Annotated in this window: 1 protein-coding gene; it reads right to left on the reverse strand. The window is 48.6% G+C overall.

Annotated elements, in window-relative coordinates; genetic code table 11:
- Window positions 1-247: 247 nt before the first annotated feature.
- Window positions 248-506 (reverse strand): hypothetical protein (locus ADT71_RS32490; RefSeq protein WP_231635428.1); only part of this gene is annotated, 259 nt, incomplete at its 5' end.

Genomic DNA, 506 nt, shown 5'->3' on the forward strand with positions numbered 1-506 from the left:
CGTAACTTGATCTTGAGGCCCTCGGTCAAACCGCGCTGCAAAGGCAGCGCCGTGAGGTTGTCGTGCAAGATTCCAAACTAGATCACGTTAAGCTATTTTGGATGCTGGCCGTCCAAGACGGCAACTGCGTTGGCATTTGCAAGGTTTATACCTTGGGCTGCTATTCCTGCATCTCTTCCTAGCGCATTGAGCTTTATCGAAACGCTCTTGCGATGATCTTACTTATATTAGCTATCGCGGTCTTCTTTTATAGAAGCGAAACATTGGAGACGACTTCTCCGTCCTTGACGATCAGCATACATGCTGCTTCGGCCTTGACGTGGTATTCTTTGAAGGTGGTTTGCGAGGGGTCTTTGAACGTTGGCCGTTCATAGACGCTTTCGATCGATATGTAGGGCGCGATCAAGCGTCCAACTAAAACGATTTGACCTCGTTCCTTTAACTCGCGGGCTTTCTCTGGGCTAAGCTCCAGTTTTACCGTTCGACTAAAAGTCGAATTCCAACTG

Origin of the sequence: Novosphingobium sp. ST904 (genome assembly GCF_001298105.1) — a bacterium.
Lineage (GTDB): Bacteria > Pseudomonadota > Alphaproteobacteria > Sphingomonadales > Sphingomonadaceae > Novosphingobium.